We start from the raw sequence: 13,764 nt of genomic DNA on the forward strand, positions 1-13,764 counted from the left end.
GCCGCTCCAAAGCCCTTGGCCGGGCCGCCGGACGTGGCGCGCATCCTGTCTGTCGCGGCCGATGTCGGTATGGTCATCGTCCCGCCTCACGAGGCGGCTCACTGAGGGTTCTGCGCGGAGAGGGGCAGGGCAGGGGGTGCCTGGGAGGATCGATTGCAGGAGAGCAGCCATTGAGTGAACGGACACTCTCCATGAAGCTGATGTTCGGAGGATGCCTGCGAATGTAGCCTGTGCACGCCAAGTTCTGCGAATGATGTCGACAGCATCCCAACCGATGTTCAGGCTTCAACGTGCTAGAACGAAGAAAGCCTAAAACCTGAGCCTTGAGGGCTCTGCCGGGATATGAACGTTTGGTGACAGGGAGCGGCTATCGTCCTTTTGCCGCGCGGATGATTGGAGGGACCGACAGCAGGATCATCGAAACCAAGGCACCAACGGCAACAAGCCCTGTCGATGTGATATCAACCTCGGCCGATGCTTCGACCCTGCCCGCCCTCAAGTGAACCCTCGCCCGGTTTTTGCCCAGTTCGGCATCTGCCCTACCTGGTCTCGCGACACGCTCTTGCTGCATCCAGTCCTCCTGGAGAGAAAAGACCTGCTACAGGCAAATGTTCCCAAATGCCCATGGCAGCGGAACGGCAGCAAGCGGCTTCTCCTACCTGCCTCGGCTAACCGTCGAACTCTGTCCTCTGCATGATCTGCAACATATCTGTTGTGGCGAATCGTCAAACGAAACTACCGTCAGAGTTGCTACACCGAGACAAATTGCAGTTTTGCGATTGGAGGGAGGCAATACCAATGACACATCAGACCATTAAGAGCATCACGGTTGCTGCATGCCTGGGCGTCGTCATAGCCGGAACCGCTTTTGCCCAAGAGGCCGCAGCACCTGACGCGGCCCTTAAAGAAGCGCTCGACGAAGCCCTGTCCGCTCCGGTTGATCGGGGCGACATTCCAATGGCCGTCGGCGGCATTACCACGGCAGATGAGGCCATATACACCGGGGCCTTCGGGGTCAGGTCGATCGAGGGCGAAGATGCCGTGTCCGAGGACTCGGTCTTCAACATTGCCTCCATGACCAAGGCCATCGTTGCGGCGGCGGCCATGCAGTTGGTGGAGCAGGGCAAGCTCGATCTCGACTCGCCGATCTCGACATGGCTTCCAGTCGCCAAGCGCCTGAAGGTGCTGGACAGCTTCGATGCTGAAGGAAAGCCGGTGCTCAGGGATCCCAAGTCGGAAGTCACCCTGCGCCAGCTGATGACCCATACATCGGGGCATGGTTACACGACCTGGAACGAAAAGCTCGACCAGTATGTCAAGGCGACCGGACCCTTGCCGGCGCTCGACTACGAGGACGAGGAAACCTGGTTGCGCCCGCTGGTCTTCGATCCCGGCGAAGGGTGGGCCTATGGCGAGGCGATCGACTGGATCGGCTTCCTGATCAGGGAAGTCAGTGGCCAGCCTCTCGAGGACTACGTCAAGGAGCACGTTACCGGACCCCTGGGCATGAACGATACGGGCTGGACGCTGACACCCGAGATGGAACAGCGCAGGGTCACCAGCCACGAAAGGAAGGAAGACGGAAGCCTTGCCGCCACGGACTACATCACGGACCAGAACCCCGCGAGGGATTACGGCGGCGGCGGGATGTATAGCACTGTTCCCGACTACATGAAGTTCATCCGCATGATCCTGAATGACGGCACCGTGAACGGCACGCAGATCCTCAAGCCTGAAACTGTCGACATGATGGCGCAGAACCAGATGGGCGAAAACCGGGTCTCGATGCTCACGACCTACGACCCGTCCCGATCTGCAGATGCCGAGTTCTTCCCCGGCCTGGAGAAGACATGGGGCCTGAGCTTCATGATCAACGAGGAGGTTGCACCGACGGGACGACCCGCCGGGAGCCTTGCCTGGGCGGGGCTGCGCAACACCTTCTTCTGGATCGACCGGGAGAACGACATTGGCGGTGTCTGGATGAGCCAGCTTCTGCCGTTCGTGGATGAAAAGACCATCCAGGCATTCTACGATTTCGAGACTGCCTACTACAACACGGCGAAGACAACAGCGGCAGCAAACTGACCACCTCCACTAGCAAGGCAAATCGGCCCTGATCAACTGGCAGGGCCGTTTCGCATTTCCTGTCGAGAACAGGGCAGAGAGAAGAGGCTGATCCTCTTTCAGGTGCCCTAATCGCTCGCCCATATCGAATCCCCGGCGCCGGCGTCAGGTCTCGATCTGTTGGAGGCAGTTGGCGAATTCATCGGCCAGCGACATAGCTGCGATCGAGATATTTCGACCCGGCAGCTTGCAGACGCGCAACGGATTTTCCGCCAGCACCGGATCTTCATACGGGACATAGACTAGGCCAAGAATCTTGGCAAACCTCGTGCCACGCCCGCCGATGAAGCTAACTCCGACCCCGCGCCGGACCAGGCTGATGATCAATTGCATTGAATTGCTGACCGCCACAATCTTCGGAAGTATCTCCGAGTGGCGCATCGACATGTCAATCTGGGTGCGCCAAATCAGCGATTCATCGGGAAGGATCAGATCGACCCCCGCCAGATCCTTGGCTGTAATCACTTCGCGATTTGCCAGTGGGTGACCCTGATTCATCATCACGTATACCCGGCATACCACTTCGTGCATGATCTCAAAGCCAAGGTTCCGAGGGATGTTGAAGCCCACCGCGAAATCTATGGCGTCGTCGTTAAGTAATGTGACCAGCTCCTGGCTGCCTCCTACCCTGATGTCATAGGTGATGTTCGGAAACTTCTTCCAGAAACCACCAATTGCCGAGGGAACGAGCGTGTCAGATATGCCCTCGTTCGAGCCCAGGATGACATGGCCCCGCTGCAGGTGCTGCAGGGCGTCGATCTCGCTGGTGGCAATGCGTAACTCATTGGTGACGCGGTGCAATCTTGCGAGCAGGATCTTGCCGGCCTCGGTCACCTGCAGGCCGCCGCGGCCCCGGTGTCGCTCAAAAAGCTTTACGCCGATATCGTCCTCCAGATGCGAAATTTGCCGACTGATTGCAGAAGAGGCAATGTGCATCCGTTCAGAGGCAGCGCGAAACGATCCGGCTTCGGCCACCCCCAGGAAGTAACGCAGGGCCGTGGATCGTTCCAAGCGATACAAGGCAGTGTTTTTCAACAGTTAAACCCTGAATTTCTGCAATGATCTAATTTTGATAGCATTGAGGTGATGTATTGTCACTTTTAAACTCTTTCTTTCGTGCAACACTGACGAAGGAAGCGAACAGGCGAATAAAAATAAGTCAAAACAATGAGCGCCGAAGGCGCCAGCCGACAGGAAGGAAAATATTGTGTCGTCCATAACTGCCGCGGCATCTGCCGCATGGCCCTCATACGAAGTCACGGAAAACCGCCTGCAGGCATTGTTCGAGCCGAAACTGGTTGCTGTAATCGGTGCTACCGAACGCCCTGGTGCGCCGGCCGGAGTGGCTTTCCGCAACCTGATCGAGGCCGGGTTCGGCATGAATGCGGTCCCGGTCCATCCCGCAGCAAAGACAGTTTTTGGCATTCCTGCGGTCAGTAGCCTTGCCGATTACAAAGGCACTATCGATTGTGCCATCATCGGCATTTCCGCCGACAAGGTGACGCAGGCGCTGGCGGATGCTGCCGCTGCGGGTGCCCGCGCCGCTGTGGTGCTTGCCAGCGGCTTTGCGGAGACCGGGGCGGACGGACGCCGGCTGCAGCAGGAGTTCGTCGAGACTGCGCGCAGACTGAACATGGCGGTCTGCGGACCCAACTGTATGGGTCTGTCCAATATCGCCAAGGGCATTCCGCTGTTCAGCGCGGAGTCGTGGAAGAGCGCGCCGAAAGGACGCCTTGCGATCCTGTCGCATTCCGGTTCGGGGGTGATTTCGCTTGCAACCTCGGGGCGGCTGGGCATCAGCCAGATGGTGTCCGCAGGCAATAGTGCCGTCTGTGACATGGCCGAATACCTTGAGTATCTGGCCGAGGACGAGGCGACTGGCGCGGCGGCGCTGTTCATGGAGTCGATCCGGGATCCGCGCGCCTTCTCCCGCGCCATGGAGCGGATGCACCAATCCGGAAAACCGGTCGTGGCGATGCGGGTCGGCCGGTCGGCCAGCGGCGCGGCGGCCTCGGCCGCGCACACGGGTTCGCTGGTCAGCTCAGACGATGCCTTTCTGGAGTTCTTCAGGCAAACCGGCGTGATCGTTGCCGACGACATGGACGAGTTGATCGAAATCTCGAACCTGATGTCGACGCTGCGGCGGCGCCCGGCGAAACCCGGCGTGGGGCTGATCAACGTTAGCGGCGGAGAAATTGCCCATGCCTGCGACATAGCCGAAAGCCTTGGTCTTGGCTTTGCAAAGCTCGACCCGTCGACGGCAGAGAACCTGCGGAGCATCCTGCCCGGCTTTGCCACGGTCAGCAATCCGCTGGACGCGACGGGCGCCGTCTTTGCCGACCCGACGCTTTATCCGCGCTGCCTGTCCGCCCTGGCGGCCGATCCCGGCATCGGCATCCTCGCCGTGGTCCAGGATGCACCCACCGGGCTTAGCGACGAAGGAGCCAGCAATTACGCCCTGATTGCGCAGCAGGTCGCAGATTTCTCGGCAGGGAACGATATACCCACGGTGTTCATCAGCAACCTGTCGTCCGGGCTGCATCCGACTGCCCGCGCGCCGCTGGAACAGAGTGGGGTGCCTAGCCTGAACGGGACCCGGGCCGCCCTGAAGGCGGTGCTGGCGGCGACGAAACTCGCCATGCCGCGCGCGCCACTGTCGCAAAAGCAGCCGCGCCCGCTACTGCAATGGGTAGAGCGCCTCAAGACGGGCGTGCCGCTCAGCGAATATGAGACCAAGCAGTTTCTTGCTGCCCACGGGATTGCCGTCACTCGCGAGGTGATCGCAACCAGTGCCGAGGAGGCGGCGCGCGAAGCCACTGCCATCGGCTTTCCGGTGGTGTTGAAGGTCTCGTCCTGGGATCTGCCGCACAAGACCGAGGTAGGCGGCGTCGTGCTGAACCTGCGAAGTGCGGAGGAGGTGCAATCCGCCTATCACCGGATCATGGCTTCGGTTTCGCGCCATGCGCCGGATGCGGCTGTAGAGGGCATCCTGGTCCAGGAAATGGCGGGAGATAAGGTCGAAGCTATCGTCGGCCTGGCCCGGCACGATCCATTCGGCCTTGCGGTCGTCGTGGGCAGCGGCGGCGTCCTGGTCGAGCTGTTGCAGGATGTTGCGCTGTCCCTGCCGCCGCTGGACCTGTCTGCTGCCCGGGCGCAGATCGGCAAGACCCGGCTCGCAACGCTTCTGGCAGGTTATCGCGGCAGCGCCCGCGCCGACGAGGAAGCCTTGGCCGACCTGCTGGTCAAGGTTTCCGACATCGCGCAAGCCTATGAGGGGCTGATCGCAGGCCTGGACCTGAACCCTGTTGCCGTCATGGCTTCAGGTCAAGGCGTCCGGGTGCTGGACGCACTGCTGTTTCCCGCAGAAGCCGGACAGGAGGAAGGCGAATGATTTCCGTCCGCGCACTCAACAAGACCTATTCGACCCAAGACGGCAAGACGATCAACGCGCTGTCGAACATCGACCTGGAGATCAGGCAGGGCGAATTCGTGACTGTCGTCGGGCCAAGCGGATGCGGCAAGACGACCCTGCTGAAGATCCTGGCCGGAATCCTCAGAAAGTCCTCGGGCGAGATCCGGGTGAACGGCAACCCAATTGACAAGCCGAGCAGGCAGCTGGGTGTGGTTTTCCAGGAGCCGCTGTTGCTGCCTTGGCGCACGGTGATGGAAAACATCATGGTGCCAATCGAGGTGCAGAAGAAGGGCGTCGCCAACCACAAGGAGGCGGCCGAGCGGCTGATCGGCATCGTCGGACTAAGGGGGTTTGAGCAAAAGTATCCCAACGAGCTTTCCGGCGGGATGCAGCAACGCGTGGGCATCGCCCGCTCGCTGATCCATGACCCCGACTTCCTGCTGATGGACGAGCCCTTCGGGGCGCTGGATGCCATGACGCGTGAACAGATGAACCTCGATCTGCTCGACATTTGGAACAAGCGGAAGAAAACCGCGCTGCTGGTAACGCACAGCATATCGGAAGCCGTCTTCCTGGCCGATCGGATCGTGGTGATGAGTCCGCGGCCCGGCCGCATCGCCGAGGTAATAGAAGTCACGCTGCCCCGCCCCCGCACACTGGAAATGGTGAACTCCGAGGAATTTGGCCGCTACGTGGCCCGCGTTCGCCGCTATTTCGGATCGCAAGGACTGGATTCATGACCATGACGCAGGTTCAACCCGCCGCCATTGCCACGCCCCGCAGCAAAGGCCGGCTGCAGCGGATCACGCCGGAAACCTGGGTGTCGATCGGGATTTTCGTCGTCTTCGTCGGAGGGTGGGAGGCCATAGTCCGCATCTTGCAGGTGTCCCCGCTGGTCATTCCCGCGCCAAGCGCCATCGCTGGGGCACTGATCGACAGCCTTTCGACACCCAGCTTTTACTGGCACGCCGGCGTCACGCTTTGGGAAATCCTCGCGGGCTTCTTCATTGGCGCGGGGCTGGGGCTTGTGCTGGGTGTGCTGATCGGCCAGTGGAGGTTGCTGGAAAAGACTGTCTATCCTTACGTTGTTGCCTTCCAGACCGTGCCCAAGGTCGCCGTTGCGCCGCTGATTGTCATCTGGTTTGGCTATGGCATCACCTCCAAGATCGTCATCACCGCGATGATCGCCTTCTTTCCGGTTGTGGTGAACTGCATCGCGGGCATGGGGGCGGCCTCGCAGCAGCAGATCGACATGCTGCGGTCATTTACCGCCACCCGTTGGCAGATCTTCCGGATGATCAAGCTGCAATCGGCGCTGCCCTATATCTTCGCGGGTCTCGACGTCGCGATCATCCTGGCCGTGATCGGCGCCATTGTCGGCGAATTCATCGGCGCGCAGGCGGGACTGGGCTATCTGCTGCTGCAGCGCAACTTCTCTATGGATACGGCCGGAACCTTCGCGATCCTGATCGTCCTATCCCTGATCGGCATGGTCCTGCACCAAGTCATGAAGTTCTGCCGCCGAAAGATCGTGTTCTGGGTGAACGATGATCAGCGCCTGGCCACAGATCAAGCCTGAACAACAGACAAAAAACCAACAACAGGGGAAACTAATGCGAAACACAATCAGCTTGATGCGCCAGACATGCATCGCAGGCTTTACCGGGCTTTGCCTCAGCACCGCCCCCGTCGCTGCAACCGCCCAGACGCAGGAGGTCGAGATCGGGATTGGTGGCAGCAACTTCCTGAACCTGACCTATTACTACCTGCTCCTGCCCAAAGTCTTGGGCTACTGGGAGGAAGAAGGCTACGACGTAGACGTCTTTCCGATCAGTGGCTCGTCCGAAGCAGTCCAGCAGCTGTCGGTCAACAATCTGGATTTTGCCCAGGTCAATGCGAGCGTCATCGTCCAGTCCAACACACAGCATCAACTGCCGATCCGCTCGCTGGTGACCACCGGCGCCATCGATTGGGGAGTGGCTGTGCAGAAGGACGGCGACATCAAGTCGGTGGAGGACCTGAAAGGCAAGTCGATCGGCATCGTCAGTCTTTCCAGCGGCGGCATCCCGCTGCTCAACTCCCTGCTCCAACGCAATGGCATCGATCCCAAAAGCGACGTGACGCTCATCGCCACCGGCGTGGGTGCGCCGGCGATGATCGCCTTGCAGTCGGACAGGGTGCAGGCGCTGATGTATTGGGGGTCGGCGCTGGTTGGCTTCCAGCATGCGGGGCTGGAGATCGACGTCCTGCGTGATCCGGAATGGAAGGATTTTCCCGACTTCTCACTGGCTACCTCGCAAAAGACGATCGACGAAAAACCCGAAATGGTCGAGGCGATCGTGCGCGGCGTGGCCAAGGCGATGGTCTTCGCAGCCGCCAATCCCGACTGCGTGCGTCGCATCCAGTGGACGAACTTTCCCGATACCAAGCCCGCAAACCTGAGCGATGAAGAGGCAACGCGCCTGGACCTTGCGCTGCTGGATACGCAGCTCTCCGCCCAGAAGCGGGCGGTCGAGTTGAACCCTGACGGCTATATTGCGGCTTCCAGCGCCGATGCGCTGGGGAAATACCAAACCTTTCTCAAGGACACCGGTTTGATCGCGACCGAGGTCGATCCCACCAGCTTGGTGCCAGGCAACCCCGAAATCTGGGCCAAGGCCAATGATTTCGACCATGCGGCAATCGAGGAACAAGCCAAGGCCTGCAATTTCCCGGCCTGAGCAAGACCAGCCTCATGACACATCGCAGCATCCCGCCCCGGCGGGCGGGATACCTGCGTCTGAATTCTTGGAATGGAGAACGACATGGAACTGAATACCTTGAAGCTGGTCAAGGAGGATTGGCTGGCCACCCTGACACTGAACCGACCGGAAAAGATGAACGCGCTGAGCGAAGAGCTGCAGCTCGAGATGCAGAAGGTCCTGGACGACCTCGAAGAGGACATGGACATCCGCGTGGTCATCATCAACGGCGAGGGCCGCTGCTTCTCGGCCGGTTTTGATATCACCGGCACAGGCTCGGGCGAGGCGCCGGACGTGCAGCAATGGCGCGCCGGCGTGAAGCGCGAGAATGCGACCTGGTTCCGCATCTGGCGCTCGCGCTTGCCCTTTATCGCCGCTGTTCACAGCCACTGCCTGGGCGGTGCCTGTGAGCTGTCGATGGTCTGCGACATCACCATTGCCGCCGATGACGCCCAGTTCGGTGAGCCGGAAATCCAGTTCCAGTCGGCACCGCCCTTCCCGATCATGCCCTGGGTGTTGGGGATGAAGAAGACCAAGGAGCTGCTGCTGACTGGCGACCGTATCAACGCCGAGGAGGCCGAACGGATCGGCCTGGTCAACCGCGTCGTGCCGCGCGACCGGCTGATGGACGAAGCTCGCGCCTTCGCCCGGAAGATGGCGATGATCCCGCCACCCGCGATGCACCTGAACAAGACCGGGATCAATCGCGGATATGACATCCGCGGCTTCCAATCCACGATCGACTACGGCGCCGAGATCTTCGCCATGATCCTGTCCTCGGATTCGCAGGAGAAGCGCGACTTTGAAAAGATCGCCGCCGAAAAGGGTCTGCGCGAAGCCTTCAAATGGCGTGACGCGAAATTCGCTGGATGAGTGCCGCAGAAGAAGCATCCATGAAACCTTGCTCAGAGGTGCCAGTGCATCGGGCCATCGCCCATGCCCTTGGGCTTCATGGGATCAGGACGATGTTTGGGCTGATCGGCGACGCCAACCTCTTCATGGTGGACAGTTTCGTCCGCCATGAGGGTGGGCGGTTCCTTGCCGCCAACCACGAGGGCAGTGCAGTGCTGATGGCGCACGGCCATGCCCAGGCGCAGGGCAGGATCGGCGTTGCGACCATCACCCATGGAACGGGCCTGACCAATGCTGTGACTGCTCTGGTCGAGGCTGTGCGCTCGAGCACGTCCATGGTCGTTCTGTGTGGCGACACGCCCAAGGACAACCTCGAGCACCTCCAGCAGCTGGACCAGCCGCCAGTGATCACCGCGACGGGGGCAGGGCTCGTCTTGATGCGTGGGCCGAGGTTCGTCTACCAGGACATGGCCCGCGCCTTCTATCGGGCGATGATCGAGCGGCGGCCGATCGTGCTGAACATGCCAGTCGATCTGCAGTGGCAGGAGGCGCAGGATCAGCCCGTCGTCCTGCGTGTCCCCGACGAACGCGCCTTCATCCCGGCCAGTGACGATCTGGACGAGGCGGTCGGCATTATCGCGGCCGCTCACCGCCCGCTTGTGCTCGCAGGCCGGGGTGCGGCATCGGCCAAAGCGCGCGATGCGCTGATCCGGCTGGCCGCGCGCATCGGAGCGCCGCTTTCCACCACGTTGCGGGCAAGCGGTCTGTTCGCGGGCGATCCGTTCAATCTGGGCGTCTGCGGCACGGTTGCCACCGATGTTGCAACCGAAACCATCCTGGAAAGCGACTGCGTGATCGCCTTTGGGGCAGGGCTGAACTATTTCACTGCGGCACATGGCAGCCTCATGCAGAGCAAGCGTATCGTGCAGGTGGATATTTCCGCCGCTGCCATCGGCGCACGCACCCGCCCCACCATCGGCATCGTCGGCGACGCTGCGCGCACTGCCGATCGCATCGCAGCGCTGATGGATGAGGCCGAGCTGCCCGGGTCAGGCTGGCGCTCGCCGGACATGGCGCGCCGCATCGCCGATTGCCGCCTCGCGCCCCGTTTGCCGGGCTATCCCGAAGAATCCCTGAACGGCACTATAGATCTGCGTGAGGCACTGCTGCGGCTGGAACGCGCCGTTTCTCGGGAACGCAATGTCGCCGTCGATCTGGGTCGTTTCGTGGCCGAGGCGCTGCGCTGCTTTCCCGCGCCCGATCCAAGAGGGCTGATCCATTCGATCAGCTTCGGCTCCATCGGCTTGGGATTGCCGACGGCCATCGGCGCGGCCGTGGACAGCCAGCGCCCCACCGTGCTGATCTCAGGGGACGGCGGCTTCATGATGGGCGGGCTGACTGAGCTACACACCGCACGGCGCTGCGGGGTCAATCTGGTCATCATCATCTGCAGCGATGGAAGTTATGGCGCCGAACATGTGCAGTTCACGAACCGCAACATGGACCCCGCCATTTCGCTGTTCGACTGGCCGGATTTCCAGCAGGTTGCCGAGAGCATGGGAGTTCCTGGCCATACCGTGCGCAACCGGGCCGATCTCGAGATTGCGGCCCAAGCGGTCGAGGCCAATACCGGCGTAGTCCTGATCGACCTGAAATTGGACCCGGATCGCGTGCCGTGGAACTGAACGCCCGCGGCCAATTCGTAATAGAAGGGAAGGAAAACAGATGAGTGATAGCTTTCGCGCCGTGGTGATAGCGGATCAGGATGGGAAGCCACGCGCCGAGTTTCGCAACCTGACACTGGCTGAACTGCCCGATCACGACGTGCTGGTCGAGATCGCCTATTCGACGCTCAACTACAAGGACGGGCTGGCGATTTCCGGCAAGGGCCGCATCGCCCGCCGCCTGCCGATGGTGGCGGGGATCGACCTCGCCGGGACGGTGGTTGAAAGCCGTGCCCCCGAATGGAAGGCCGGTGACCAGGTCATTGTCAACGGCTGGGGTTTGTCGGAAACCGAATGGGGCGGCTACAGCCGGTTTCAGCGCCTGAAACCGCAATGGCTGACGCGTTTGCCCGCGACATTTTCGCTCATGCAGGCGATGGCGATCGGCACGGCGGGTTATACCGCGGCCCTTTGCGTCAATGCATTGGAGGATTGGGGCGCAATCCAGCCCGGCGCGGGCGAGGTGCTCGTGACGGGTGCGGCAGGAGGCGTCGGCTCCACTGCGGTCAGCCTGCTCAGCGCGGGCGGCTACAATGTTACCGCAGCCACCGGACGGCCCGAAACGCATGACTACTTGGCCAGCCTGGGCGCGTCGCAATTCGTCGACCGTGCCGACCTGGCGGAGAAAGGTGGCCCGCTCCAGAAAGAGCGGTGGACCGGGGCAGTGGATTCCGTCGGCTCGACCACGTTGGCGAATGTGCTGGCACAAACCGTCTACGGCGGCGCTGTGGCAGCCTGCGGCCTTGCGGGCGGTTTCGACCTGCCGACGACGGTCATGCCGCACATCCTACGCGGAGTGGCCCTGCTGGGGATCGACAGCGTCATGGCGCCGCAGGCCAAGCGGGATCGGGCCTGGGAGCTTCTTGCCCGGCGGCTGAACAAGGCGCATCTGGACAGCATTGCCCGACTGGAGCCCCTGACCGCACTACCGCAGCTGGCGAATGACATCGTATCGGGCAAGGTCCAAGGCCGAGTGATCATCGACGTGAACGCCTAGTTTTCCGGGATGTCTTTTGTTTTCCCTTTTAGGACTTTGTAACCGGTGAGCGGGCCGCAATGGAGGACTACCGATGCCACGGATCGACTTGGAAAATTTCATCACGGGAATTCCGAAAGCCGAGCTGCACATGCATCTGGAAGGCAGCATTGAAGCGGAGTTGATGTTCGAGCTGGCGCGCAGGAACAGCGTTGCCCTGCAATGGGACACGCCCGAGGCTCTGCGGGCGGCCTATCACTTCCAAGACCTGCAATCGTTTCTGGAAATCTTCTGGGCGGGCTGCGCCGTGCTGCGGCAGGAACAGGATTTCTACGACCTGACCATGGCCTACCTGCGCCGGGCGAGACAGGACAACGTGCGGCGGGCGGAGCTGTTTCTGGGCCTGCAGAGCTTTACGCTCAACGGCGTTTCGGTGAAGACAGTGATGGACGGTGTGCTCCGGGCGTTCGATGATGCGGCAAGGGAGCTTGGTGTCAGCGCCGCGCTGATGGTGATCGCTCAACGCCATCGTTCGGAGGAGGCCGCCTTCGCCCTGCTCGATGCAATCGAACCCTGGCTGCCGCGTATAGCAGCGATCGGGCTAGGCGGCCCCGAGCTTGGAAACCCGCCGTCAAAATTCGCGGAGTTCTTCCGAACCTGTAAGCAGCGTGGCTTGCGTGTGGTAATTCATGCCGGCGAGGAAGGCTCTGCGGCCTATGTGCGCGAGGCCTTACAGCTTGGCGCCGTCCGCATCGACCACGGCAATGCCTGCCTGGACGATCCGGACCTGGTGCAGGAGCTGGCCACTCAGGGTGTTCCGCTGACCGTCTGCCCGCTCTCGAACCTCAAGCTGCGGGTGGTCGCGGATCTGGACCGTCACCCGCTGAAGCGGCTGATGGACGCCGGTCTGATGGTGACAGTGAACTCCGACGACCCGTCTTATTTCGGCGGCTACATCGCCGAGAACCTGGTCGAATGCCAGCGGGCGCTGGATCTTTCGCCTGCCGACATCATCACGCTGGCCCGCAACAGCTTCATCGCCTCGTTCATGTCCGCCCATGAAAAGGCCGCCGCACTGGAGGAAATTGACCGTTACGTGCAGGAACACGCACGCGGCGCGGGATGACAAGAGTGCCTGCACTGCATGCTTCTGGCTGGTCGGGTGCGTCGGGCAGGCAACCTGATCTCAGACTACAAGAAAATCGAGACCGTCGGCGCCCATCATCCTCATCTCGAGGTCAAGGCCGCAGATCAATTAACCGAGGCAGTCCTAAAGTTCTTGGAACGGCGTAGCCCACGGTGAAGCCTGGAGGTTATCCGGACGATCATTCTCTACGCCTGAGTGAGTGCCCGGCAGAAACGGGGGCAAGCCAGCACACCTAACGGATCCTGGCTGCTCTTTGCGCAATTGCTCTAAGACCATGACAACCTGCCAAATCCCATCACACATCACGATAGCGAAAAAGGGAAAGCCATGACCCGAACAAGGGAAGAACTTCTGGACGAAGGGTGGCAGGACGTAAAGGACGGCACGTTTATCGATCACATGGGTTCGGTCTTTGCACGTGGGCTTGGTGAACTAGGGATCCTAACACAGCCATGTCACCAAAACTTAAGCGGTATTGTTCATGGAGGCGTCCTGATGACAGCGTTTGATCGAGTAATGGGGATGCTTCCGCGTAATTTGCGACCTGGCGAACAATTTCCGACTACAACAATGACGATTGAGTTTCTGCGACCAGTTAAGGTCGGTGAATTCATTCACCTGACGGCATCCATCACAAAAGCGGGGCCACGCGCCCTCTTTGTCCGCGGCATGGCCCGTGTCGGCGACCGCGATATTGGGGCCGCAAGCGCGGTGTTCATGGCGGTCACTTGATTCCCACTCCTCGCATCTGGCGAGATGCACCTTTGTGAGAACGGCAGTGAGAAATT

The 13,764-nt window shown here is 61.0% G+C and carries 11 protein-coding genes; 10 read left to right on the forward strand and 1 reads right to left on the reverse strand.

Annotated elements, in window-relative coordinates:
• Positions 1-798 precede the first annotated feature (798 nt).
• Positions 799-2,085 carry a serine hydrolase gene (locus tag CK944_RS20095; protein WP_158248089.1) on the forward strand — a complete coding sequence of 429 codons (1,287 nt, stop codon included), beginning with the start codon at positions 799-801 and terminating at the stop codon, positions 2,083-2,085.
• 144 nt (positions 2,086-2,229) lie between these two features.
• Here CK944_RS20095 and CK944_RS20100 read toward each other — a convergent pair whose 3' ends face one another.
• On the reverse strand, positions 2,230-3,159 hold the full coding sequence (locus CK944_RS20100; protein ID WP_103174843.1) for a LysR family transcriptional regulator: 930 nt from the start codon (positions 3,157-3,159) through the stop codon (positions 2,230-2,232).
• Between the two features lie 172 nt (positions 3,160-3,331).
• Here CK944_RS20100 and CK944_RS20105 point away from each other — a divergent pair, with 172 nt between their 5' ends.
• The 9 genes from CK944_RS20105 (at position 3,332) to CK944_RS20145 (ending at position 13,708) form a co-directional block, all read left to right on the forward strand.
• Positions 3,332-5,515, forward strand: coding sequence for an acetate--CoA ligase family protein (locus tag CK944_RS20105; RefSeq protein ID WP_205049121.1), 2,184 nt, complete (start codon positions 3,332-3,334; stop codon positions 5,513-5,515).
• Positions 5,512-6,276 carry an ABC transporter ATP-binding protein gene (locus tag CK944_RS20110; protein ID WP_103174844.1) on the forward strand — a complete coding sequence of 255 codons (765 nt, stop codon included), beginning with the start codon at positions 5,512-5,514 and terminating at the stop codon, positions 6,274-6,276. The genes CK944_RS20105 and CK944_RS20110 overlap by 4 nt, the downstream gene beginning before the upstream one ends.
• Positions 6,273-7,115 carry an ABC transporter permease gene (locus tag CK944_RS20115; protein ID WP_103174845.1) on the forward strand — a complete coding sequence of 281 codons (843 nt, stop codon included), beginning with the start codon at positions 6,273-6,275 and terminating at the stop codon, positions 7,113-7,115. The genes CK944_RS20110 and CK944_RS20115 overlap by 4 nt, the downstream gene beginning before the upstream one ends.
• Positions 7,084-8,256 carry an ABC transporter substrate-binding protein gene (locus CK944_RS20120; protein ID WP_103174846.1) on the forward strand — a complete coding sequence of 391 codons (1,173 nt, stop codon included), beginning with the start codon at positions 7,084-7,086 and terminating at the stop codon, positions 8,254-8,256. Before CK944_RS20115 ends, CK944_RS20120 begins: the two co-directional genes overlap by 32 nt.
• 84 nt (positions 8,257-8,340) lie before the next feature.
• Positions 8,341-9,150, forward strand: a complete 810-nt coding sequence (locus CK944_RS20125) for an enoyl-CoA hydratase/isomerase family protein (RefSeq protein ID WP_103174847.1) — start codon at positions 8,341-8,343, stop codon at positions 9,148-9,150.
• Between the two features lie 20 nt (positions 9,151-9,170).
• Positions 9,171-10,814: a thiamine pyrophosphate-binding protein gene (locus CK944_RS20130; protein WP_103174848.1), complete on the forward strand. Its 1,644-nt coding sequence runs from the start codon at positions 9,171-9,173 to the stop codon at positions 10,812-10,814.
• Positions 10,815-10,854: 40 nt separating this feature from the next.
• Positions 10,855-11,850 carry an MDR family oxidoreductase gene (locus CK944_RS20135; RefSeq protein WP_103174849.1) on the forward strand — a complete coding sequence of 332 codons (996 nt, stop codon included), beginning with the start codon at positions 10,855-10,857 and terminating at the stop codon, positions 11,848-11,850.
• Between the two features lie 73 nt (positions 11,851-11,923).
• Positions 11,924-12,955, forward strand: a complete 1,032-nt coding sequence (locus CK944_RS20140) for an adenosine deaminase (RefSeq protein WP_103174850.1) — start codon at positions 11,924-11,926, stop codon at positions 12,953-12,955.
• Positions 12,956-13,303: 348 nt separating this feature from the next.
• Positions 13,304-13,708 carry a PaaI family thioesterase gene (locus CK944_RS20145; protein WP_103174851.1) on the forward strand — a complete coding sequence of 135 codons (405 nt, stop codon included), beginning with the start codon at positions 13,304-13,306 and terminating at the stop codon, positions 13,706-13,708.
• The last annotated feature ends 56 nt before the right edge of the window (positions 13,709-13,764 follow it).

Source organism: Paracoccus sp. SY, from assembly GCF_002901215.1.
Classification (GTDB): Bacteria; Pseudomonadota; Alphaproteobacteria; order Rhodobacterales; family Rhodobacteraceae; genus Paracoccus; species Paracoccus acridae.